Origin of the sequence: Bremerella cremea (assembly GCF_039541315.1) — a bacterium.
Taxonomy (GTDB): Bacteria; Planctomycetota; Planctomycetia; order Pirellulales; family Pirellulaceae; genus Bremerella; species Bremerella cremea.
This window is the reverse complement of the sequence record NZ_BAABFZ010000002.1, coordinates 265,709-288,002: the sequence shown is the minus strand read 5'-3', so window position 1 is coordinate 288,002 and position 22,294 is coordinate 265,709. Positions and strand designations below refer to the sequence as shown.

General features: G+C 56.6%; 16 protein-coding genes and 1 pseudogene. 9 read left to right on the top strand and 8 right to left on the bottom strand.

What is annotated here, in order from left to right; all coding sequences use genetic code 11:
* The first annotated feature begins 183 nt into the window (after positions 1–183).
* A complete protein-coding gene (gene nagB / locus ABD890_RS01830) occupies positions 184–975 on the top strand; it encodes a glucosamine-6-phosphate deaminase (RefSeq protein ID WP_345085101.1) in 792 nt (263 codons plus the stop codon).
* A gap of 13 nt (positions 976–988) precedes the next feature.
* Complete coding sequence (locus tag ABD890_RS01825) at positions 989–2,002, top strand: rhomboid family intramembrane serine protease (protein ID WP_345085099.1); 1,014 nt, start codon at positions 989–991, stop codon at positions 2,000–2,002.
* Between the two features lies 1 nt (position 2,003).
* Here the strand turns inward: ABD890_RS01825 and ABD890_RS01820 are convergent, their stop codons facing one another.
* Positions 2,004–2,561, bottom strand: coding sequence for a hypothetical protein (locus ABD890_RS01820; RefSeq protein WP_345085096.1), 558 nt, complete (start codon positions 2,559–2,561; stop codon positions 2,004–2,006).
* Positions 2,562–2,585: 24 nt separating this feature from the next.
* Positions 2,586–3,029: a hypothetical protein gene (locus ABD890_RS01815; RefSeq protein ID WP_345085094.1), complete on the bottom strand. Its 444-nt coding sequence runs from the start codon at positions 3,027–3,029 to the stop codon at positions 2,586–2,588.
* 178 nt (positions 3,030–3,207) lie between these two features.
* On the opposite strand from ABD890_RS01815, the gene ABD890_RS01810 reads away from it, so the two are divergent.
* The 3 genes from ABD890_RS01810 (at position 3,208) to dprA (ending at position 5,804) form a co-directional block, all read left to right on the top strand.
* Positions 3,208–3,438, top strand: coding sequence for a hypothetical protein (locus tag ABD890_RS01810; protein WP_345085091.1), 231 nt, complete (start codon positions 3,208–3,210; stop codon positions 3,436–3,438).
* Between the two features lie 34 nt (positions 3,439–3,472).
* Entirely contained in the window at positions 3,473–4,594 is a 1,122-nt protein-coding gene (gene aroB, locus ABD890_RS01805) for a 3-dehydroquinate synthase (RefSeq protein WP_345085088.1), read from the top strand.
* Between the two features lie 85 nt (positions 4,595–4,679).
* Positions 4,680–5,804 carry a DNA-processing protein DprA gene (gene dprA, locus ABD890_RS01800; protein WP_345085085.1) on the top strand — a complete coding sequence of 375 codons (1,125 nt, stop codon included), beginning with the start codon at positions 4,680–4,682 and terminating at the stop codon, positions 5,802–5,804.
* 3 nt (positions 5,805–5,807) lie between these two features.
* Here the strand turns inward: dprA and ABD890_RS01795 are convergent, their stop codons facing one another.
* The 6 genes from ABD890_RS01795 to ABD890_RS01770 all read right to left on the bottom strand — a co-directional run bounded on the left by ABD890_RS01795 (position 5,808) and on the right by ABD890_RS01770 (position 15,577).
* The gene (locus tag ABD890_RS01795; RefSeq protein WP_345085082.1) at positions 5,808–6,416 is read right to left on the bottom strand and encodes an SOS response-associated peptidase; all 609 of its coding nucleotides are present in this window, start codon (positions 6,414–6,416) and stop codon (positions 5,808–5,810) included.
* Between the two features lie 88 nt (positions 6,417–6,504).
* Positions 6,505–7,800: a DUF1501 domain-containing protein gene (locus tag ABD890_RS01790; protein ID WP_345085079.1), complete on the bottom strand. Its 1,296-nt coding sequence runs from the start codon at positions 7,798–7,800 to the stop codon at positions 6,505–6,507.
* A 58-nt stretch (positions 7,801–7,858) separates the two neighbouring features.
* Positions 7,859–11,572, bottom strand: coding sequence for a DUF1553 domain-containing protein (locus ABD890_RS01785; RefSeq protein WP_345085076.1), 3,714 nt, complete (start codon positions 11,570–11,572; stop codon positions 7,859–7,861).
* A gap of 484 nt (positions 11,573–12,056) precedes the next feature.
* A complete protein-coding gene (locus ABD890_RS01780) occupies positions 12,057–13,418 on the bottom strand; it encodes a sigma-54-dependent transcriptional regulator (protein ID WP_345085073.1) in 1,362 nt (453 codons plus the stop codon).
* A gap of 4 nt (positions 13,419–13,422) precedes the next feature.
* On the bottom strand, positions 13,423–14,595 hold the full coding sequence (locus ABD890_RS01775) for a two-component system sensor histidine kinase NtrB (RefSeq protein ID WP_345085306.1): 1,173 nt from the start codon (positions 14,593–14,595) through the stop codon (positions 13,423–13,425).
* 316 nt (positions 14,596–14,911) lie between these two features.
* Entirely contained in the window at positions 14,912–15,577 is a 666-nt protein-coding gene (locus ABD890_RS01770) for a carbonic anhydrase (RefSeq protein ID WP_345085070.1), read from the bottom strand.
* Positions 15,578–15,806: 229 nt separating this feature from the next.
* On the opposite strand from ABD890_RS01770, the gene ABD890_RS01765 reads away from it, so the two are divergent.
* The 4 genes and pseudogenes from ABD890_RS01765 to ABD890_RS25485 all read left to right on the top strand — a co-directional run.
* Positions 15,807–18,998, top strand: coding sequence for a DUF2309 domain-containing protein (locus ABD890_RS01765; RefSeq protein ID WP_345085068.1), 3,192 nt, complete (start codon positions 15,807–15,809; stop codon positions 18,996–18,998).
* 203 nt (positions 18,999–19,201) lie between these two features.
* The gene (locus tag ABD890_RS01760; RefSeq protein ID WP_345085065.1) at positions 19,202–20,383 is read left to right on the top strand and encodes a proton-conducting transporter transmembrane domain-containing protein; all 1,182 of its coding nucleotides are present in this window, start codon (positions 19,202–19,204) and stop codon (positions 20,381–20,383) included.
* Positions 20,383–21,840 carry a proton-conducting transporter transmembrane domain-containing protein gene (locus tag ABD890_RS01755; protein ID WP_345085062.1) on the top strand — a complete coding sequence of 486 codons (1,458 nt, stop codon included), beginning with the start codon at positions 20,383–20,385 and terminating at the stop codon, positions 21,838–21,840. Before ABD890_RS01760 ends, ABD890_RS01755 begins: the two co-directional genes overlap by 1 nt.
* 174 nt (positions 21,841–22,014) lie before the next feature.
* Positions 22,015–22,245: pseudogene (locus ABD890_RS25485) on the top strand (carbonic anhydrase); the annotation flags it as partial.
* Positions 22,246–22,294: the final 49 nt, after the last annotated feature.

Sequence of the window (22,294 nt, the reverse complement as noted above, 5' to 3'; positions counted from 1 at the left end):
TGCCAGCATGTGGTGAGGATTGTAAACAGGATGCTCAAGTTAATTCCAGACCGGTTTTTCACTGAATTACCCCAGTTTGACGCTGGGGCATTGTCTTTTCCATCTGCCGGTGGTGGTCTATGATCGAGAACATTCGTCCCTGCCACCTCTCATTGTCCAGTAAGAAGATAGAGGAACGCCGACGTGCGTGTCATTATCGAATCTTCGGCCGAACAAGGCAGCCAGCGTGCCGCCTCGATCGTCGCCCAGCTTGTTCGCAAGAAACCCCGTGCTATTCTGGGGCTCGCAACGGGGGGTACGCCTCTCAAGCTGTATCAAGAGCTGATCCGCATGCACCAGAGCGAGGGGCTAGATTTTTCGCGTGTCACCTCGTTCAATCTGGACGAATATGTCGGCCTGCCACCGACGCACCCGCAAAGCTATCGTCATTTCATGACGGAGAATCTCTTCCGGCACGTTAATATCGATATCCGAAACACCCATGTGCCGGACGGCCGCGCCCTCGATTACGAAACTTATGGCAGCCAGTACGAAGCCATGATCAACGAGGCAGGCGGCATCGATCTGCAGATTCTGGGAATTGGTCGCGACGGACATATCGCGTTCAATGAGCCTGGATCTTCGCTCGGAAGCCGAACACGGTTGAAGACCTTGGCTCCCGAGACGATCCGAGACAACGCCCGCTTTTTTGGATCGGAAGAAGGGGTACCCCGTCTGGCGATCACCATGGGGGTTGGTACGATTCTCGAATCGAAAAAATGTATCTTGTTGGCCTTCGGTAAAGAGAAGGCCGAAGCCATCGCGGCCACGGTTGAAGGACCAGTGACCGCACAAGTCACCGGAAGCGCCCTACAATTTCATCAAGACGTCGTCGTAATTCTGGACGAGGAATCGGCCTCGCAATTGCAACGCCGTTCTTACTACGATGAAGTTGAGGAGGCGCATCGGCGGCTTCAATCCGGGGACGTTCAATAGATCTGACAGACCAATGCGCCAAATCGGCAAACTTTCTTCTGAAAACGAGGCAGCCCGCTTCACCGACTACCTGCTGACGTTGGGAATCCACTCCAAGGCGGATCCTGCACAGCAAGGGGAGTGGTCTGTCTGGATTCACGAAGAAAACCAGGTCGAACAGGCCCGGACCGAGCTCGAGGCCTTCCGCTCGAACCCAGACGATGCCCGTTATCGCAAGGCGAGCGACGAAGCAGCCGGCATCCGCAAGATGGAGCAGCTCCGCGAGAAGGAGCGTCGCAAGAACATTCACGAGGTGAAGCACCGTTCGCCTGGCATGGGGACTGGAACGACCGGGGCCCCAGTGACCCGGGGGATTCTTGCGCTCTGCATTGGTATTTTGCTACTGGGTGTCTTCGACTCGAATTACTCGCTGCAAGAGCCCGGCATCGGTGACCAGGTTTACAACGCCCTCTCGTTTCTTTCACCGGAAGATCTGTTTGCCTATCTCAACTCGCCCGAACCGAACTCGCTGAAAACGATCGAACGGGGCCAGGTATGGCGTCTGATCACGCCAGCGATCCTGCATCAGCGACCTGCCCCCAATCATCAAGGCATGGGCTGGATTCTGCATATCGGCTTCAACATGTACATGCTGTATATGCTGGGCCCGACGCTCGAACGGCGGATTGGCAGTCTACACTTCCTGCTGTTGAACCTGGCCTTGGCGATCGCATCGAACCTGGCCCAAGGGGTCATACCGATGCTGCTGTATGGAACCGATCTGTCGGTTTATGAACGCTACTACGGCGGCGTTAGCTTTCTCGGATACTCCGGCGTCTTATATGGGCTGTTTGGCTATATCTGGGCACGCTCGAACAACGACTTGACCTTCGGACTGCGCATGGACCAATCGTCCGTCGTCATTTTAATGGTGTGGTTCTTTCTCTGCTGGTTCGGCATGATGGGTGGCGTGGCCAACTTGGCCCACACCGGCGGTCTGGTCGCAGGACTGGGCCTTGGATATGTCGCCGCGATAATGCGCCGCTAGACTACCGCGACGGAAACTCAGGTGGCCAGGCTTTAGTCACCTTGAAAGCCTCACGCTGTTCTTCAAATGCCATGAGCGGTTCTTGGCAAACCAGGAATCGTTTGACGCGGCGGTCTTTGAAGCATTCGATCTGCATTTCGTAGGCTGGGTACTCGTAGAAGGCGATGAACTCGTGGTCATCTTCATCGAGCCAGAACCACTCTCCGAAGATGTCTGGCACCTTATCCAGCGTCAAACCAGTTAGCGGAATCGGAATGCCTTCCCACGAAACAGTTCCTGGATAAGGCTGGCACTTGCTGACGTCGTCGTCCAGCACGATCTGAAACTCCAACAGGTTCCCGTTCTCGTCGCGATCGAGACAAAGGCCCAGGTCGAAGTATTCGACGCTGTAGGGATCGCCCTTGCTGCTCCGCCCCAGACAGAAAAGCCGGTCGAACGCGCCCCCTAACGGAACTCCGAGGAGCGAAGGGACGTCGAGATCGGCATTCAGTTTCAAACTGCTGGCACGCTGCCAATCGTTGGTTGGGTCACCACGGCGAAAGAGTAAGTCGTACCACATAGACGAAGCAAATTTGCTTTTGAGTTACTTGGAAGCCTGTTGGGCCAGGGCATCGGCGACAAATTGGCGAATGCCGCTTGCCGTTGGGTTCGGCTTGGGAACCAATACCGACTTGCTATCGGCCAGACCAACGAATCCCTGATCGAGATCAAGCCAGACCGTCGTCGCAGGTTCAGCGCCATCGGGGGTGAAATCGACCTGGTGCGTCCAGTTCGGAGCGGCCTTGTCCGTTGGCAAAGTCCCCTCGAAGCTAGAATCCTCGATCAAAGCCTGGCGAAAATGGACCAATCCCCGCACCTTAGAAATATCGAACGATTGACCGTCATGTCGCAGTTCGACCTTCGGAGCGTAGCGAATGTTCTCGCCGTTGAGAGCTCCCCAATAGGCGATTGAAGCATATCCGCGATTCCAGTGATGCCATACCGTCACCAGCGAAACCGCCACCGCGACCGCAATAATCACGGCCACGACCAGCGTTCCAGAGGTCGAGGGCTTGTCCTGGGGGGAAGTTGCGTCGGATTCGGATTCCAAAGTCTGCCTCAATCGGGAATGTTCGGGAGCGGATCGTTTTTTTATACTCAATAGTTGCCCGCCGGTGGGCAAGCGAACCCATTTCATCTGATCAGACTCTCAAAGGATAAGTCCCTTGGCGGACAAATTCGATCCCTATCGCGAAGCATTGATCGTCGAACAAAAGACGATTTGGCCCGAAGAGCTGGCGGATGTTCCGCTTGAAAAGCGCGAGAGCCTCGCTCGAAAGCTCCATGGCAATGCGGCCGCGTGCGAGCACTTGGAGTATGTTCGCCTCCCTACCGGCTTTTGCCGCCAGATCACGGTGACGCCCGCAGACCTCGACCGTCTCGGCAACGCCACTTAAGCCGCAACCGTCATTCAGCCCCAGATCGTCACCGATGCCAACCAGCAATCCTCGCCAGGTCCCACCGCAAACCGTTCATGTGCCCCTGGCCGAACGCTCGTACGATATCTCCATCGGCACTGGCAATCTGGCCCAAGTCGGCAAGTGGATCACTTCGCTGCGAAGCGTCACCCATGCCGTGCTGATCAGCGATACGAATGTCGCCGCTCACTACGAAAAGCCTGTTCACCAGGCTCTCGAGGCCGAAGGGATTCGAGTAACGAGCCTGGTCGTTCCCGCCGGCGAGCCTAGTAAGTCGGTCGCGACTGCTCAGAAGCTATGGGAAGCCGCCCTGGAAGATCGCGTCGATCGCAAGTCGATTGTCGTTGCTCTTGGCGGCGGCGTGATCGGCGACCTCGCAGGCTTCATCGCCGCGACCATGACCCGTGGGCTCGACTTCTTTCAGATTCCCACCACGCTACTCGCCCAGGTCGACAGCAGTGTCGGCGGCAAGGTCGGCATCAATCTCCCTGCGGCAAAGAACATCGTCGGCTGCTTTTGGCAACCCAAAGGGGTGCTGATCGATACGGCGGTTCTCGAAACGTTGCCACGGCGCGAATACCTTTCCGGCCTGGCCGAGGTGGTGAAGTATGGCGTGATCCTCGATGAGCCGTTCTTCGACTATCTGGAAGCAAACGTCCAACCGCTCCTCGATCGCGAACCGGCAGCTTTGCAAAAGATCATTGCCCGCAGCTGCGAACTGAAAGCTCAGGTCGTCGCCGAAGACGAACGCGAAACAACCGGCCTGCGGGCGATATTGAATTACGGTCACACCTACTGCCATGCCTTGGAAACGGTTGCCGGCTACGGCGAGTTTCTGCATGGCGAAGCAGTTTCGGTCGGGATGCTATGTGCTTCGCGACTGGGAGAAAAGCTAGGCGTCTTCCACGCCCCGTCGACCCAGCGACAACATGCGTTGCTATCGGCATTGAGTCTTCCGGTCGACACGCCCCAGCTCGACGAAGCGGCCATCCTGGCGGCGATGCAGCGCGATAAAAAGGTCGAGCATGGCAAGCTGCGGTTCATCGTTCCCCTTAAGATCGGCAAAGTAGAGCTGATGGCCGATATCGACAGCGAGGTCGCCATGTCGGCCTGGCGAGAAGGGCATTCCGCTTAGCAACTTTTCGCTCGACACTCACGAGTAGGCCCCCCTACAATAGCGGAGCAATTCTCCCTACTCAGAGGTGTCGGCCAGAATGACGATGTCGGACGTTGATCGTGAAGAAGATCCTGAGTTTCAGGCGGCCATTCGGTTAGCACTCAGCTCGGGAATTGGTCCTGCCAAGATTCAGGGCCTCGAAGCCTATTTCGGGTCGCTCGCTGCCGCACTTCAGGCGACCGCTCGGCAATTGCAGGAGGTCTCCGGCATTGGACCGAAGGTTGCAAAGACAATCGTCGAAGCCAATACGCTCGATATCGAGCGCGAACTCGATCATTGTCGCGACTTTGGGATTCAAATCCTGACCCGCTCCGATGAAGCCTTTCCCGGCCTACTTCGCGAAATCGTCGATCCTCCGACGCTGCTATTCGTTCGAGGAGAGTTTCTCGCCAGCGATGAACTAGCAGTCGCCATCGTCGGCACCCGTCATGCCACGCATTACGGAAAGAAGCAAGCCGAACGCTTTGGCTATGAACTTGCGAAGGCAGGCTTTACGGTTGTGAGCGGTCTGGCACGAGGCATCGATGCGGCTGCCCATCGCGGAGCCATCAAGGCCGGGGGCCGCACAATCGCATTCCTCGGGGGCGGCGTCTCTAAGATCTATCCGCCAGAGCATGTTGACCTGGCCGAGGAAGTTTCGCAAAGCGGCGCGATCGTTAGCGAGGCAGCTCCTCTGGTCAGCCCAATCGCGGGTGCGTTCCCGCAACGGAACCGATTGATCACCGGAATGAGCCTCGGCGTCGTGATTATCGAGGCAGCACTGCGAAGTGGAGCCTTGATTTCCGCTCGCATGGCGATGGAGCAAAACCGCGAGGTGTTCGCGATCCCAGGGCAGATAGACAATCCGGTTGCCCGCGGTGTGAATAGCCTGATCCGCGATGGCGCCACACTGGTTCAATCGGTGGACGACGTGCTGGAGCAACTTGGCCCACTCCGAAAACCGCTGAAGGTCTCGGAAACGCAAACGGTTCTTGCACCTGCCGAACTACAGCTCAACGATCAAGAGCAAACGGTCCTGCAGCATATCGACCTGGCACCGATGTCACTTGACGCGCTGGTAGCCCGGTCGCAATTGCCGGTTCACCGGGTGCTGTCGACCCTCTCGATCCTGGAAATGAAACGCCTCATCGTACGAACCAGCGGGACGACCATTCAGCGAACCGCTTAGCGATCACGACTCGGCAGCCTGCGTCGACATCGTTTCGCCAGGGATCGGCTCGAACAAACGTTCCAGCGGCTGGCGATCGTGGATATCGGGACTTAGCCATTGCCGGATCTTGTCGTCATCGTCCAGAATCACCGGCATGCGATGATGGACCTTTTCAACGCAGCTATTGGGGGCGGTGGTCAGAATTGTGCAGCTCAAATGTTCATCGCCATCGATCTGGCAGCGATCCCACAGACCTGCCATGGCAAAGTAGTTGGACTGCTTCAATTGGAAGTCGAGATCTTTCTCGAAGAACGATGTCGCCGGAATCAGGCAACGCTGCGTCTTGAAGGCTTTGCGGAACGATGGCTTTTCGTGCGCCGTCTCGCTCTTGGCATTGAAGCAGGAACGAGCCGTCGCTTTCCAGGTCTTCTTGCCAGGCTTCCACCAGAAGGGAACCAGCCCCCACGACATCACCGTGACAACGCGGCCCTCGCTCGTATCGAGCACGACCGGAACGTCCGCCAGCGGAAAAAGCGTCTTCTGGGCGGGATCGAATGGTTTTTGAATTTCGGCGCCGAACCACGACGCGATTTCGGTCGAAGTGGCACGGATGTTGTATCGATGGCACATAGGATCGCCTGCAAATATGGAATCACGACTACTCCTCATTATGGAGCAGCCGATCGTCGCAGGCGAGATCCCCAGGCCGAAACGAGTTCTAGGTGAACAGCGCTGCAATCGGATTGCCATTGTCCGTGATCGGAACCGGGCGATCGCCATCGTAGAGCGACTTGGCGTAATCGATGCCCAGCGATGCGTGAATCGTCGCGAAGAAGTCAGGCACTGAAACGGGGTTTTCGACGATCTTCTTAGAAAGTTCGTCGGTCACGCCATACGCACCGCAGTGCTTCAATCCGCCACCAGCCAGCACGCAGGTAAATGCGGAACCTTGATGCCCTCGACCGCCGCCGCTATCGAATTCTGGCGGACGACCAAACTCGGTGGTGATGACAATCAACGTCTTGTCGAGCATCTTCCGAGCTTCCAGATCGACAATCAAAGCTGACATTGCCGTGTCGAGCTCTTGAATCAACTTGTGCTGTTCAAGGATGCCGCCGTTATGGACATCCCAGCCAGCACCGTTCAGGAAGTTCAAATTGTGCGAGACCTCGATGAATCGCACGCCCCGTTCGCAAAGACGCCGGGCCAGCAAGCAGCGTTGTCCGAACTCGCCCCCGTACGACTCTCGCAGGTCAGCCGATTCGCGGTCGAGTTCAAAGCTGCTCATGAATTCCGGTCCGCTGAGCTTCAGACTTAAATCGATGGTCGCTTCGTAATCCTTGATGCGGGCCTGTTTCGCATCCGGCTGCATTCCGCGAAGCTCGGAAAGGAAACGTTCGCGGCGGAGCTTGCGCTTGTCAGTAATGCCTTCCGGTGGCGAAAGACCTGCAGGGCCTCGCCCTGTTTCGGTCAAATACAGATAGCTGTGCTGAGCCCCGAGGAACCCTGGGCCGCGCGTGGCGTTGGGGTAGCCGATCAACACGTAAGCCGGGACGTCGTCTGATGCGGCGCCACGCTCATGAGCGACGATAGAACCGATGGAAGGATAAACGACTGTCCCGCTGACCGGGCGGCCGATGTGCATCCAATTGGTCGCAGCCGCATGTTCGTCGATCACTGCATGATTCACCGTGCGAACAGCCGTCACGCGATCCATGAGCGGGGCCAGCTTCGACAGATGCTCGCACACTTCGACATCGCTGACGGCGGTCGGGATCGGATTGTAGTAGCCACCTGGCTTTTTGGCCTTCGGATCCCCTTTGCGTTTGGGATCGAACGTATCGATCTGCCCCATCCCGCCACCGAGCCAAATCGAGATCACATGTTCCGCTTGTCCCTTCAGCGGCGCCGAGTGGGGCATGCCATGCGCCATCGAAGTTGCCATGGCCGTAGCAGCCGACGCTGCCAGGAACTGTCGTCGATTTACGCCGGAGTTCGTTGGAAAAATGCTCATGGTGACTCAAAAGGTTGGGGGAACGTGGTGATGGGAAGGCTAGGATCAGCGAAAGAGCTTACGGCATCCAGACGAATTCGCGGAGATTCACAACACTCCAGACGAAGTCTTCGTACGTCTCGCGCCACTCAGGCTGAATCCGGGGGTCGACCGGCGGGCCACTCCGTGCACGCTGGGCATGTTCTTGTTGAATTGTATTGGCTTCTGATTTCAAGTGGTTCGACCAGGTAACTTGGGGCAAACGCTCCAGCGGCTTCACGGGCTGAATCTTGTCTTTTGGAACCAGTCGCTGATCGAATCCATCTCGCAAGGCATCGGCGAAGAAGGTCTTCTCTTCCGTGGTCGGCATCCGGCTGAGGAACCTCAGGAATACCGACTCGACCAATGCTTCCGGCGACTCGGCCTCGACGGCAAGATCGGCCAAGGCACTTTCGTGTGAGGCCCGCGTCAGCCAAATCGTCATCGTGCCGTTGGCGATCACTGCCGGTTGCAGAACGTTCGGCTCCGATTCGCGATCGGTACGAGGGATCTGTCGTTCCGCCGACCAACCAAACGCGACCAGCACGTCGTCGATCACAGCGGCATAAGGTAGCGTCAGGCTCGGACGATCGCGTTCGTTCGACAAACTGACCATCATCCAGGCACGCTTCACTTCGCCCAGATTGTTGCGATTGCTTGCCGGGCGACGACCATCCGGATCGAGCGTCATCGTTTCGATCTCAATCTCTTTACCGGCCGCTGCAAAGAACGAATCGACAACCTGTTCGCCGGTCATCCGGCGTCGTTCCGGAGCGTTAAACAAGCGTCGCGTTGGATCGACATCCTTCTGGTTGCCGATCGCTGCCTGCTGGTAAAGTCGCGAGTTCATAATCACGCTGGTCGTGTGTTTCACACTGTAATCGTGGGCGATGAAATCTTTCGCCAACCATTCCAACAGTTCGGGATGGCTTGGCTGGGTCCCTTCCCAGTCGTGCGGTGGCTCGACGATGCCGGCGCCGATGAGGCGTCGCCAGATTCGATTCACGACGATCTTTGCGAAACGTTGGTTTTCGGGCGCGGTAACGAGGGTTGCCAGTCGTTCGCGTGTGTCTTTTTCGTTTTCCATGTAGCGAGCGAGGGCCTCGTTATCTTCGATGCCGGTCTCTTTCGCAAATGGCCATTTCGGCTGGACGGCCTGACCTGGCTTCAAGGTGACTTCGATCAACGCCTGACGGTCCTTGTTCTCGAAGAACGCCGCTGGTACGGAACTGGTCTTCGGCACCGACATTGGCTTGCGGGCGAACATGGCAGCCAAAGCGTACAGATCCTCTTGCGTCGTACTGTGATAGGGGGAGTCGTGGCAACGAGCACATTGCAGTTCAATTCCCAGGAAGGCATTCGCGACGACATGTCCCTTGGCAGCAAACGGGGAATCGTTCTGCGCTGCCATCGAGAACCCAGCACTGCCGCCGTCGTACGAACTACCACGCATCATCATCAGCTCGGTCACCATGCGGTCGAGCGACTTGTCGTCTCGCAAGGCATCCAGCAGGAACCAGCGGAAAGGGCCACTCGCATTCAGCGTGGCATTGATCAGGGTGGGATTCTCGGCCAGAACATCTTGCCAGTAGCTGATCCAGTGATCGGCCCAGCGAGGATCTTCCAACAGGCGGTCAATCAGTTGGGCTCGCTTGTCGGAAGAAGTATCTGCGAGGAATGCTCGGACTTCCGCTTCCGTGGGGATGACGCCAACCGTGTCGAGATAGGCTCGTCGAATGAACTGAGCGTCGGTAATGGTCGGTGCCAGGTCGGTTTCTTCGGCCGACAGCGGCAACTCAGGCCACTCGGCCCCAGCTTCGATCCAGGCTTCGAGCGTCGCGATTTGCTTTTCGCTGAGCGGCTTGCCAGTAGGTGGCATTCGCATGTCGGCATCTTCATGCTTCACCCGAACCATCAGTTCACTCGCCTCGGCGTCGCCAGGTTCGATGGCTGGGCCTGAGAAGCCACCAGAGACAGCCATTTCGCGCGAGTTCAACTGTAGCCCACCAGAGTCCTTCTCGGCATGGCAGCGAAAGCATTCTGATCGCAAAATCGGGAGCACTTCCGTGTGAAACTTCTTGGCGGCATCGGGCGAAGTTCCTTGCATCGACTTCTTCGCTTCCGCGATTCGTTGGTCGACGAAGGCATCAATCGGATTGGAGTTGCCATCCGCTTTCGGGATGGCCGGGCCTGGATTGGATTTCACCCACTTTCGTCCCATTTCATGACGGCGACTCCAGAAGTCCTCGCGCGAAGCAGCGGCCGCACGGCGATTGTCGTCATCGAACTGGGTCAATGCACCTTCGATACGAGCGAGGGCACCCTCGAACGCTTCGTCCGTTAATGGAAGTGGGGCATCGACGGCTTGAGCTGGGACTAGCACGTGATATTGCTGGCCATCGGCCGAAAGCTTCGCCACGGTGAACTCGCCTGGCTCAGGGCGGAACTTCTTACCGCCAGCCATCGTTTCGACCACGACCCGATAAACACCTCGCTTGGGCGCTTGGAAGGTTCCAGTCGACTCATGCAGACGATGTTCTTTGATACGGTGCCCGGGCAGCGGCGGCTCGGCCACCGGCGTAATCGGTTCTTCACCACTTGGCGATCCTTGTAGGGCCCCAGTTTTGGCAACTTGTTTTCCATCGACCCACAAGCGAGTGAGGCCACGTGCACGTACCAGGAAGGTTTGTTCGCCTTCGTCCAGGGCCACATCGGCCGCCATGCGAACCAAGACCGGAGCTTTCCAACTGTCGCGGATGCCCCAGCTATCGTAGCGAACTGGCAACCGAGGCGTCAGGAACTCGTTCGTTTCCCACCGCATCACTTCTTTGGGGTAGGTCTCGTCGAAGTCGAGCCAGCGATTGTGCGCGTCCAATCCTTCGTGAAATGTGACCGTCACGCGATCGCTCGGCAAATTACCGATCTTTGGCATGGCTTCCGGCAGCGGTTCCGGCTTGGGGGCATCGCCCACCCGGCGAAATCGCGACTTCAGCGTTTCTTCATCAAGCGTCACGCGATGTAGTGCCACGGCGTCGAGGTAACCCCGAAACGAGTTCGATGCACTGCCACCCATCGACGATCCAATCCAAACACTATCGTCGTCGACGACGGGGGCTTCCGTTGTCGGTCCACCCATGTCCCAGTTACCGGGGATGCTTCGGCCATCGACCCAGCCACGGATGCTTTCAGGATTGCCGAACTCGTACGTCACGGCGATATGGTGCCAGCCAGTTCGCGGAATGAAACCATCGTTCGTGGTCCAGCGGTGCCAAGGCGTGCCGGCGCCTTGGCGTGGCGTAGCAAACAGAAAACTAACGCACGCGGTCCCTTTAACGCCTCGCAGTCGCAAAGCCCAGTTTTGATTGTCCGGGGCAAATTCCGGGCTGCCGGTGCGGCCTTTCCCAAGGATGTAGAGGTTCTCGCCATCTTTCAAATCACGTGCGTTCACCCAGGCCTCGATCGTGATCTGATCGCCATTGGTGAAGTCGAAAGGACTGAGGGCCCCAGGATCCGCATACGAGAAATAGGCACCTCGACCATCGAATTTCACTGCCGTGTTGCCGTTATCGAAGTCAGGATAGACCGGTGGCCGGGGGCCTGGCACATCGCGGTGCACGCCACCATGGGCAATCAACGGAGTCTCTTCTTCGGCACCGAACTCCCAGAATACGACCGGTTCGTTCGCCTTTGCTTCAGCGTAAACCCAGCAACTGGTGACAGTTAGGAACAGAAGTAGAATACGAAGCGATTTCATCAGGTCCACCTATCAAGAGAAGCCAGGACCGGTGTGTTGTGTGTCCATGGCTACCGCGTACTTCAGGAGGGAAGTGATGCCTCGCTTAGAGGCGTCAGGAAGGAGTCTTAAATATCCATAGAATTTTTGCTTCCGTCAAGCAAACTTCGCTAAGCTAGGAGACTTCATTTCCCTCATAGATGGGGTATTTCGCTGCGATAGCTTTTACCGCAGAACCTTCATTCAGGAACGTCGCCGATGCTCTCCTGCCTCATTCGCCACTGCAAGCCTTTGGGTTTTGTGATGCTTTGGCTGGCGTTACTGGCGAACGGTTCTCAGGCTGCGGACGCTTCACTGCCTCAATTGCCTAACGTGCTACTACTGGTCGCCGACGATCTTCAGAGAGACTTCATCGGCTTGGATCGAGGTTTCCAACAAATCAGCGTTTTTTCGGCATCCTCGCAATTCACCTTCGAGAAAAACTGCGAACGCCCCTTCGCATTAGCTAGTGCAGTCCGTAGCGACTCATTTTGTATTGCAACGTACGAACGCTGATTCCCAAGACTTTCGCGGTTTTCTCACGGTGAAAATCGTTGGCCGCAAGAGAAATCAAAATTGCTTCCTTCTCAGCCGACTCCGTAACGTCGGCCAATGAGCGTACTTCACTTGCGGTGGCGCTTCTAACGACCGCACTTAGCTCTGCGGGCAAATGCTTCGCTCTAATCTTTTCGCTGTCCACCGTGACGACCAAGCGTTCGATTACATTGCGAAGCTGACGTACATTGCCCGGCCAATTCGCCGAGACGAGCACTTGCAACGCCTCATGGTCTATCGACTTGGGCGCTCGATGGTGTCGGACGCAAAAATGATTCAAGAAGTGGTCCACCAAGAGAACAATATCATCGCGGCGCTGGCGGAGCGGCGGCACTTCGATGGGAATGATATTGAGACGGTAATAGAGATCCTCTCGAAAAACGCCATCTTCGACCAGTTGCGGAATGTCTCTGTTTGTTGCCGACACGATGCGAGCGTCCGAGAGAAGCGTCTCCTCGCCTCCCACTCGGGTGAACTGTCCCGTTTCGAGCACACGCAGCAAATCGACCTGGCTCTTCATCGGTATTTCGGTAATCTCGTCGAGAAATAGCGTCCCTCGCATCGATTGCTCAAAGCAGCCAGGTTTCTGGCGAGAGGCCCCTGTAAAGGCACCCTTCTCGTGCCCAAACAATTCACTTTCCAATAAGTTCACCGGTAACGCGCCGAGGTTGACCGGAATGAACGGAAACGCAGAACGCTTGCTTAGATCGTGGAGCGCCCTGGCGATCAGTTCTTTCCCAGTACCACTTTCGCCGTGAATCAGCACGGTCGCGTCCGTATCGGCAACCTGGCGAATTTGTGACAGCACATTATTGAGTGCGTGGCAATTCCCAATGATATTGGGCAACTCGCCGGCAACCGCCAGCCGATCTTTCAAGAAACGATTTTCGGTCTGCAACCGATGGTGTTCTACGGCTTTGGCGACCTGCTGACGGATCAAGTTCAGGTCAACCGGCTTGGTAATAAAATCAAACGCACCGCGGCGCATCGCGTCGACTGCCATTTCGACCGTTCCATGGGCCGTAATCATGATCATCGTCGTATTCGGTTCGCGCTGCTGGATCAGCGACAACAGCTCCAGGCCGTCGCGATCCCCAGGCAATCGAACGTCAGCGATGACGATTTGGAAGCTCTCTGTATCGAACTTGTCGAGCGCCTCGTTGACGCCGCTCGCCGTATCGATAAGGTCGACTTCTTTTTCCAACCCTTTGGCCAACCCCGACCGAATGTTGGGCTCATCATCGACAATTAAGATGCGAAAGGCTTCTTCCATGACGCTAGTCCGCAAAAATCGCCGCTTGTTGAATTGGTAACGTCATTACAAAGGTCGTTCCCTCTTTATTGCTCAAAAAATCAAGGCTGCCATTGTGCTGCCGGACGATCTTGTCGCAGAGGGCAAGCCCCAAACCGGTTCCTTCGCTCTTGGTCGTAAAGTAGGCGTCGAACACCTGGCTGCGAAGGTCCTCTGGAATTCCGCTGCCTGTATCCGCGATTTCGATACGAACCGAGTCGGCAGTTGCCGTCACGGCGATGGTAAGTTCGCCTCCGTTGGGCATGGCTTGCATCGCGTTGACGAACAGGTTCAGCAAAGCTTGTTCCAAACGAACCAGATCGGCCGTGATATTCGGCAACGGAGATTCCGGGCGAACGAATCTGACGTCAATCCCTTGTTGATTTGCCTGAGGTACCGCTAGATCGACTTGTCGCTGAATTAGCTTGGCGAGATCGACTTCCTCAAGCCGCAGGTTTTCCATCGACGCAAAATCGCGGAACCCCTCCAAGACTCCCCCAATTCGCGTCATTTCCGCCTTGATAACCGCCAACATTTGCTGCACTTCCTCGGATACCTGGCTCTCCTCGAGTTGCTCCTCCAGCAGTTGAACATGGAGCGACAGCGCTGCAAGTGGATTTCGGATTTCGTGGTGGAGGCCGACCGCCAAAGAACCAAGTCCCATATAGCGTTCCATCCGTCGCATCCGCTCTTCCAGGAGAATGCGTTCCGTAACGTCACGCAGCTGCAAGACTTTGCCGATCTGCTTTCCCTCCACGTCGTTCAAAGATTGGCACGTCGCGCGGACAGTTCTCCCGTCGGCGTCGATGTGAAAATCTCTGGTCAGAGAGGAAGGCTTTTTCGCCTGCCAATCGGCCAGGAACTGGTCAAGTGCCAAGTCGGCGGAAAGCTCCTTTACCGGCTTATCGATACAATCGAGCTTGGCTCCGAGCAACTCCATGCCGTGACGATTGATGCTGGTGACGATGCCGTTTCGATTCGTGGTAATGACCGCCTGATCGACGCTGCTGAGGATATGGCCCGCCAGGGCCTTGATGTCCCGAAGCGACTCCTGGGAAGACCGATAGGCGCGCGAAAGTAAAACGAGCGCCAGCCCCGTCGCGATAAGATTCAGCACGACGAGGATCGAAAGCCGGAACTGCCACCCCAGTTCGACCACCAATTCTTTGGCGGTCGCTGTCGAGTCGCGGGGCAGTTTTCGCGTCAGTTCCTCGACGATGTCTTGTTCCCGCAAGAAGTCGGACATCGTCCAGATAGTGATGGCCAGAGCAGCCAAGCTCAGTAGTAGTAACCCGGCGATAGAAAGTCGGTACCCCTTACCGGTACCGACAGATTGGGTACGAAACATAGAAACAAGTAAATAAAAGCCGCCTCAAGGCGGCTACTCCAACGATGCTTGTAAATTGCCTGAGTGTCGATACGAGCGGCGTGCTGCAGGAATACCACGCCGACGATCAATTTGGCTTCGCCAATGCTTAGATCGGCGGGAGCGTTCGTTGCGTCTCACTCAACGGTGACGCCACGTCTCGGAGAGGCAAAAACTGATTCTGATCCGGATCGAAGGTGAATACGTCCCCCGTCTCGAATTTGTAAACCCAACCATGCAGTTTCAGGTCGCCTCGACCAACGGCGGCCGCGACGGAGGGGTGGGTTTTCAAGCTCTCGAGCTGCACCAGGACGTTCTCTTCGACTGTCAACGTCAGTCGCTTGGCAGGATCGGTCAGGTGAGAGTAGTTTTCCTCGACGATGCGACGCGTCGCTTCCGCATGTTGCAGGTAGGCGCGAACCGCCGGCATACTTTCGACCGATTCTGGAGTCAGCAGGCCGGCCATCGCTCCGCAGTGGGAATGTCCACATACGATAATATCGCGGACTTTTAACGCAGCAACCGCATATTCGATCGTCGCCGCCTCGCCACCAAGAACCGCCCCGTACGGAGGGATAATATTGCCAGCGGTACGCTGAATGAATAGCTCGCCAGGCTTTGTCTGAGTAAGCCGATTAGGGTCAATACGCGAGTCAGAGCAGGTAATAAATAACGCCAGCGGGTGCTGGCCGTCGACAAGCGTTTCGAACAGCTTCTTGTCTTGGCTGAATTGTTCGCGTTGAAAGCGATGGATCCCCTGAACTAGTTGCTGCATCGATCGATTCCTTGGTTCAAAACGTCTGTGTGTGCAAGATTTTGCATCTAACGTGCAAGAATTTGCATCATTGGCATCTCCAGATTCTATCGACCGGGGGTTGAGTTGACTGCCTCACTTGCAGATTTTCGCAAACAAAACTTTCGGCCTCACCTGCGTTTCTCAATGGTTTGCAGGGGGGCAAACATCGCGGTAAAGGTTTGGCAGCTTTCTCGGTATAATTTTTGCGATGGAAAATGCCAATCGAAACGCGAACCCGCCTCCCCATCAGCGGCATGGATCGCCAAAGCGCGCTGTTTCGCCTGCATGTTATTTGACTAGGGCCGATCCAACTTTGGAACGCACCACAGATTCTTTGACCAAGATGGTCTCCGACGATTCCGGACCGGAGGCGATACGTAAGTTGGTGGAGCACGCTGCCCACCTGTTACCATCGCAAGGGCCGATTGAGGTCTTTGTTCATCACAATACGCTTCACGCATTCGAGGATCTCCCGTTTCATGAAGCTGTAAAGCTGGGGTTGGCACGCTATGGCGCCCAGCCCTATTTGCTGGAACAAGAATATCGCCAGCTATTTCGGAAAGGCCGAATCACGGATGAAGACCTCCGGGCCGTTCTGAAAGAAGACCTTGGACAGCAGGATCAGGAAAGAATCAACGGTCTGGGAACGCGCGGGCAAATTCGCCTGGCGATGCTTCGCCACCCTGTCCACGTTGGTCCCGATGCCGAGCTGAAGTGGATTGTGGCAGAGACCGACGCACTTGAGCGGTTTCATTCAGAAGTCCCCCAGGACCTTCGCGATCGAGTGGTCGTCGGCGCAAAAGAGTGGCTCCGCAGTCGTCAGGCGACGGAACGCTCAACCTCGGCGGACTTGGACGGGCTTTTGGTAAAGTTCGGCCGAAAATATGAGGAATGGGGGGAAAACGCCTGGGAAGCGTTTTCCTTGCACCTCTTGTGGCGCATCTGCCGTACTGGAATTCAGTCCACGCCGCCCCGTATCGCCTCTGTTCGTTACGTGCGTCCACGAGATCTTTTACTGAAAGCGTTCGGGGACGATATCGACCAAGACGTGCATGACCTGCTCATCCGATTCTGCGCGGCGTACGTCGATCAGGGCTACTCCGACTGGGAACTCCCCACGCGGGACAAGGGCTTTTACGAAGCGTTTTTGACGCTCTATACTCAGTCAAATTGGTGTGCCGACCGCTGGACGCGTGGGCTTTCCCAGGAACTGCGTCGGTTGCAAGCTTCTGGGGTAACGCCAGAAGCATCGATTGAAGAATCGATCCGCGACTTGGGCGTGCCCGACGACGATCGAGAAGAATTCGTAACCCAGACACTGCTTGGCCTACGGGGCTGGGCCGGAATGATCTGGCAGTTGGAATCAGGTGCCGGTCCGGTCGTCCACTCGATCCCCTCCGGCTCTCTGCTCGGGCTGGTGGCCATCCAGTTGATTCTTGAGCGTTTTGCGATTGTTGACGTTGGGTTCGACAAAACCGGTCGGCGCAGCGGTGCTGGGGACGTATTGCAGTTCGCTCAGAGGAAGCTGTCGGAACAACGCCCCCTTAACATTGAACGCCGAGCATTTCTCTTGTTTCAGGCCGCGCAAACGCTTGGTTGGCAGCCACAGCAATTACTCGCGCTAACCAACGATCAGTGGAAAGAACTGGATGCGGAAGCCGAAGCTTTTTCGGCGCTCGAGCGCCGTCGGATATACCACGAGGCGTTCGAGCGAAAATACCGGCGCGAGGCGCTCGACGCGTTCATTTCACACACGCAATCTTTCGATGAGATCTCGGCCCGGCAAAAGCCCCATCGTCCCGACTTTCAAGTCCTGACATGTATCGACGATCGGGAAGAGTCGTTTCGACGTCACCTGGAAGAAACGCATCCCGCTTGCGAAACGTTTGGCGCCGCAGGATTCTTCGCGGTGGCGATCTACTATCGTGGGGCAGCTGACAGCTTTTACCAACCGCTATGTCCCAACGTGATCACTCCGCGGCACTACGTTCAGGAGGACGTTGGCTATACGTTCGAGGGAATGCATCTGGAACGGGCAGAGTTAAGGCGACGCCTGGGCCTGGCGAGCCATGCCTTTCATATGCGCAGTCGGACGTTCTTGGGAGGCATCTTTACTGGCATCATCGGTTCCCTGGCGACGGCCCCGCTGGTCGCGAGCGTCCTGTTTCCGCATCTGACGGCCAGGATTCGCAAACATTTGGGGAGCTTGGTTCAACCTCCTCCGGTGACGACACTCCAATTGGAACGCTATCAAGAGGAGCCTGGCCCCGAGAATGGTCACGTTGGATTCTCCTGCGAGGAAATGGCGAGCGTCGTCATCCGTTTGTTGCAGGATATCGGCGTAACCAAACCAGACGCGTTTTCTCGCTTGTTCGTTGTCTGCGGGCATGGCTCCTCGAGCCTCAATAATCCCCACGAGTCGGCCTATTGCTGTGGAGCATGCGCAGGAAAACGAGGCGGCCCCAACGCGAGAGCATTCGCCAAGATGGCTAACGACTGGCGCGTGCGTACTCTGGTCAAGCAGGCAGGCGTCTCGATTCCCGATGATACGGTGTTCGTGGGCGCCTACCACAATACGTGCGACGACTCGGTGGTCTTTTTTGATCTGGACTCGCTGCCGCCGTCACATCATGACGACTTCGAGGCGGCTCGCGAGGCCATTGAAGAGGCGCGTCGTCGAAATGCCCACGAACGTTGTCGACGGTTCGACTCTGCCCCTCTGACCATCTCGCCGCAAGAGGCCGTTCGGCATGTCGAAGCCCGAGCTCAGGACATTTCACAAGCTCGCCCAGAATACAACCACGCCACGAACGCGCTTTGCGTTGTGGGACGACGCGATTGGTCGCGCGGCCTATTTCTCGATCGGCGGTCCTTCCTGACGTCGTACGATCCGGCCCAAGACGACGACCGGCATTCAATTCTCGCCCGCATCCTGGCCGCGGCGATTCCCGTTTGTGCTGGGATCAACCTCGAGTACTACTTCTCACGAGTCGATCATGCGGTCTACGGTTCCGGATCGAAGTTGCCGCACAACATCGTATCTCTGTTGGGAGTAATGGAAGGGACGGCGAGCGACTTGAGGACCGGTCTCTATCAACAAATGGTAGAGATTCACGAGCCGCTCAGAATACTGTTTGTAATTGAATCAACTCCCGAGGCCTTACTTTCCATCATGCAGGACAACCCGACCATCGGCCGGCTTTGCCGCGGCGATTGGATCCATCTCGCCGTCATTCAACCAACGGACTCAACGGTGCAAGTTTTCAGAAACGGCCAGTTTGAACCGTATGAATTCAACGGCGCCGCTCCTCGTACGGCATCTTTCTCTCGGGATTGCTATCGTGGCTGCCGCGACAACTTGCCGTTTTTCTCGATCACGGCGACAGAGGAGCGGCAATGATGGTCGAGCCGATCCTACATGCCCTGGGAGTCGTCGTCGTTGGAAGCCCGGTAGTCTTATTAACAGCTCTCGGTCTACCGCTCTTGATTGGAATTCGACTAAGCGAAACCGTACAGTCGAGACTGATGAAGGGAAGCGTTGTCGCGGGATTAACGGCCGCGGTCTGTATACTGGGAGTAATGCTAGTCACGGGATCGCGGCATGTGCCAATTGAATTCGGGAACTGGGCCTCTATTCCCCAAGAGCACTTTCATTTCCACTTGAAATTTGTTTTTGATCGGCTTTCGGTCCCATTCGTAATTTTGTCGTTCGTGCTGTGCGGCACCGTTGGAGCGTTCGCTTCCGTCTATTTGCATCGGGATCGCGGCTTTCGACGCTTCTTCCTCCTTTACGCTCTCTTCCAACTAGGAATGGTGGTATCGGCCTTGGCCGGCACAATCGAAACCTTGTTCTTTGGCTGGGAGTTGGTCGGCCTATCGTCGGCGTTGCTCGTTGCCTATTTCCATGAGCGGCCTGCTCCGGTGCGCAATGGTCTGCGCGTCTGGTCTATTTATCGTATTGCGGATGCTGCTTTTCTGATTGCCGCTTTAACGTTGCATCACTTAACAGGCGGTGGAGACTTCGACGGACTGATGGGCTCTGGGCCCTGGCCCGACGGTGTCGCCGCGATCGATTCCACATCGGCGCTCTTGGTCGGACTTCTGCTACTGCTGGCCGCCGCAGGCAAGTCGGGAATGGTGCCGTTTTCGGGCTGGATTCCTCGCGCCATGGAAGGCCCAACGCCATCCAGCGCTGTGTTCTACGGAGCCTTGTCGGTTCATCTGGGTGTGTTTCTCTTGCTCCGCGTTAGCCCCTTGCTAGACGCTTCGGTTCTGCTAAGAGTTGCGGTCGTTGTGTTGGGGCTCGTGACGGCGATCTTTGGAGCGACGGCATGCCGCGTCCAAAGCGACGTAAAGAACGCCTTGGCGTACGCTTCGTTGACCCAGGTCGGAATCATTACTGTGGAAATTGGACTCGGGCTGCAATACGTCGCCCTGATACATATGATTGGCCATGCTTGCCTGAGAACATTCCAACTATTACGAGCTCCTTCCGTCCTGAAAGACTACCGGATGTTGGAGAATGCCGTCGGCTCCTCGTTGAGCGGCGATAAGGCGGGGCGTTCCCAATCCACATCTTCGCTCCAGTTGTGGCTATATCGCTTCGCACTCGAGCGTGGCTTTCTCGACGCTTTCCTCAACGTCTGGATCGTCGACCCGTTCCTGTTCGCATTTCGGAGCTTCGACTCCTTGGAAAGACGCTGGACGAGCCTGCTTTCCGGCGGCGAGTCGCGCGAGTCGGATCGTCTCGCGCCGTACGAAGACTCGCTGGAGGACGTGGCCTAATGCCGGAACTTCACATGCCCTGGCTTGGCTTGTCGGTGCTGCTGCCGCTGATCGGCGCCATTATCGCGTCATTAACAAAGGATCGTGAGCGCGCAAGGAACTATAGCGTTGCGATTTGTTTGGCGACGTTCTTATGTGCCATCGGAGAGTGGATTGACTTTGTGACGCTGCAGTCCTTCGAGGCGCACGATCATTGGAACGTCTTTCAGTTGTTTGGTCCGGCCGATGCGTTTGTGGTAGACGAACTTAGCGCTCCGCTCTTGCCGCTCGGCGCGTTGCTCTATCTCGCAACGGTCTTAACCACGCTTCGTACCAAGCTGAATCGCTTCTCATTCGGTTGGGCGCTCTTCTCCGAGTCAGTGCTGCTGGCAACGCTCGGATGTCGCGACCCTTGGTTGGTTATTCTATTGCTGGCGGTCGGCGTGGTTCCCCCTTGGATCGAGCTCCGCAAACGCCGCCAATCCACACAGGTGTACTCCCTGCATATGGGACTATCCGTGGGACTACTGATCGCCGGACAGTGGCTGGTCGGAACCGACGCGAGCGCCGACAATCCTCCGATCCTCGCGGGCTGCCTGCTGACGGCGGGCGCGTTGATTCGAAGCGGCATTTGCCCACTACACTGCTGGATGACCGATCTATTCGAGAAGGCGACGTTCGGTACGGCGCTGCTGTTTGTCACTCCGATGGCCGGCGCCTACGTGGTGATGCGGCTCGTTTTCCCCATTGCCCCTGCGTGGGCCCTGCAAAGCATCGCGATGCTGTCGATGATGACGGCGATCTATGCCGCCGGCATGGCCCTGGTTCAGCATGAAACGCGCCGATTCTTCTGCTACCTGTTTCTCAGCCATTCTTCCCTGGTGTTGGTTGGGCTGGAGATGGCAAATCCGATTGGTTTGACAGGGGCGTTGTATGTTTGGCTATCTGTGGGAATCTCGTTGTTAGGGTTCGGTTTGGCGCTGCGTTCCGTCGAGGCGCGAACGGGACGCCTCTCACTCGATGGATTCCATGGGCTCTACGAACATACTCCGTTCCTCGCCAACATGTTTCTACTGACGGGGCTGGCCTCGATTGGTTTCCCTGGAACGATCGGCTTTATCGGCACGGAACTGCTGGTCGAAGGGGTCGTTGACGTCTATCCCCTGATCGGATTCGCCGTGGTTCTGGCGGCGGCGCTCAATGGCATTGCGATCGTCAAAGCTTACTTCCATGTCTTTACCGGTACGCCACATATCGCAACCGCGTCGCTGGTATGCCGACCGACGGAACGTCTTACGATCTTGGTGATGGTGGTATTGATCATCGGCGGGGGCGTGTTTCCGCAACCGGGAGTTCAGTCAAGGTATCACGCTGCAACGGCGTTACTCAAGTCGCGTGGAGTAGATCAAGCGACGCAAGAATCCGCAGCGCAAGAAAGTCATCAGAATCACTCCGCAGAAGGTTCCTCGCTTCCCTAGCCTAATTATGGGAGTCGAGTAATGCCAAACGACAATCCTGCCATGACAATTCTTCGCGGAGATTTCGCCTGGTTCGCTACCTGCTGGAGGCGAATCCCCCCATCGCGGCAATTGGCGTCTTCAGTCCCTTGGTGATGTGTCGTTTGCACTGCCAGGGAGACTCTTCGTAATCCAGCACATTGCATCATCGATACGCGCAGCAGGCGATCGGACGAGAACACAGCTATCGCGGACATCGAGTTTGCGTTTTCGCAACACAAAATCAGCCATGGGATCGTTTGTAGGCATACCGGATGTGGAGTCATCCGAAATCGACTGAACAATTCCGGTGCTGCGGACGTCAGGGGATTGCAAACCCGATTTGAAGCGACGAATGATCCCGTTCGGCTGGATTTTGTGCCGTAACTCCCGGAACTCTCGGATCGCTGATGCACGGGGCGGGAAGCTACCCACA

Excerpts from the sequence above, each read along its gene's own strand:
- ABD890_RS01790 (WP_345085079.1), bottom strand. The coding sequence starts at position 7,800 with ATGAGCATTTTTCCAACGAACTCCGGCGTAAATCGACGACAGTTCCTG.
- dprA (WP_345085085.1), top strand. The coding sequence starts at position 4,680 with ATGTCGGACGTTGATCGTGAAGAAGATCCTGAGTTTCAGGCGGCCATT.
- aroB (WP_345085088.1), top strand. The coding sequence starts at position 3,473 with ATGCCAACCAGCAATCCTCGCCAGGTCCCACCGCAAACCGTTCATGTG.
- ABD890_RS01795 (WP_345085082.1), bottom strand. The coding sequence starts at position 6,416 with ATGTGCCATCGATACAACATCCGTGCCACTTCGACCGAAATCGCGTCG.
- ABD890_RS01785 (WP_345085076.1), bottom strand. The coding sequence starts at position 11,572 with ATGAAATCGCTTCGTATTCTACTTCTGTTCCTAACTGTCACCAGTTGC.
- ABD890_RS01755 (WP_345085062.1), top strand. The coding sequence starts at position 20,383 with ATGCCGGAACTTCACATGCCCTGGCTTGGCTTGTCGGTGCTGCTGCCG.
- ABD890_RS01780 (WP_345085073.1), bottom strand. The coding sequence starts at position 13,418 with ATGGAAGAAGCCTTTCGCATCTTAATTGTCGATGATGAGCCCAACATT.
- ABD890_RS01770 (WP_345085070.1), bottom strand. The coding sequence starts at position 15,577 with ATGCAGCAACTAGTTCAGGGGATCCATCGCTTTCAACGCGAACAATTC.
- ABD890_RS01820 (WP_345085096.1), bottom strand. The coding sequence starts at position 2,561 with ATGTGGTACGACTTACTCTTTCGCCGTGGTGACCCAACCAACGATTGG.
- ABD890_RS01825 (WP_345085099.1), top strand. The coding sequence starts at position 989 with ATGCGCCAAATCGGCAAACTTTCTTCTGAAAACGAGGCAGCCCGCTTC.
- ABD890_RS01765 (WP_345085068.1), top strand. The coding sequence starts at position 15,807 with ATGGAAAATGCCAATCGAAACGCGAACCCGCCTCCCCATCAGCGGCAT.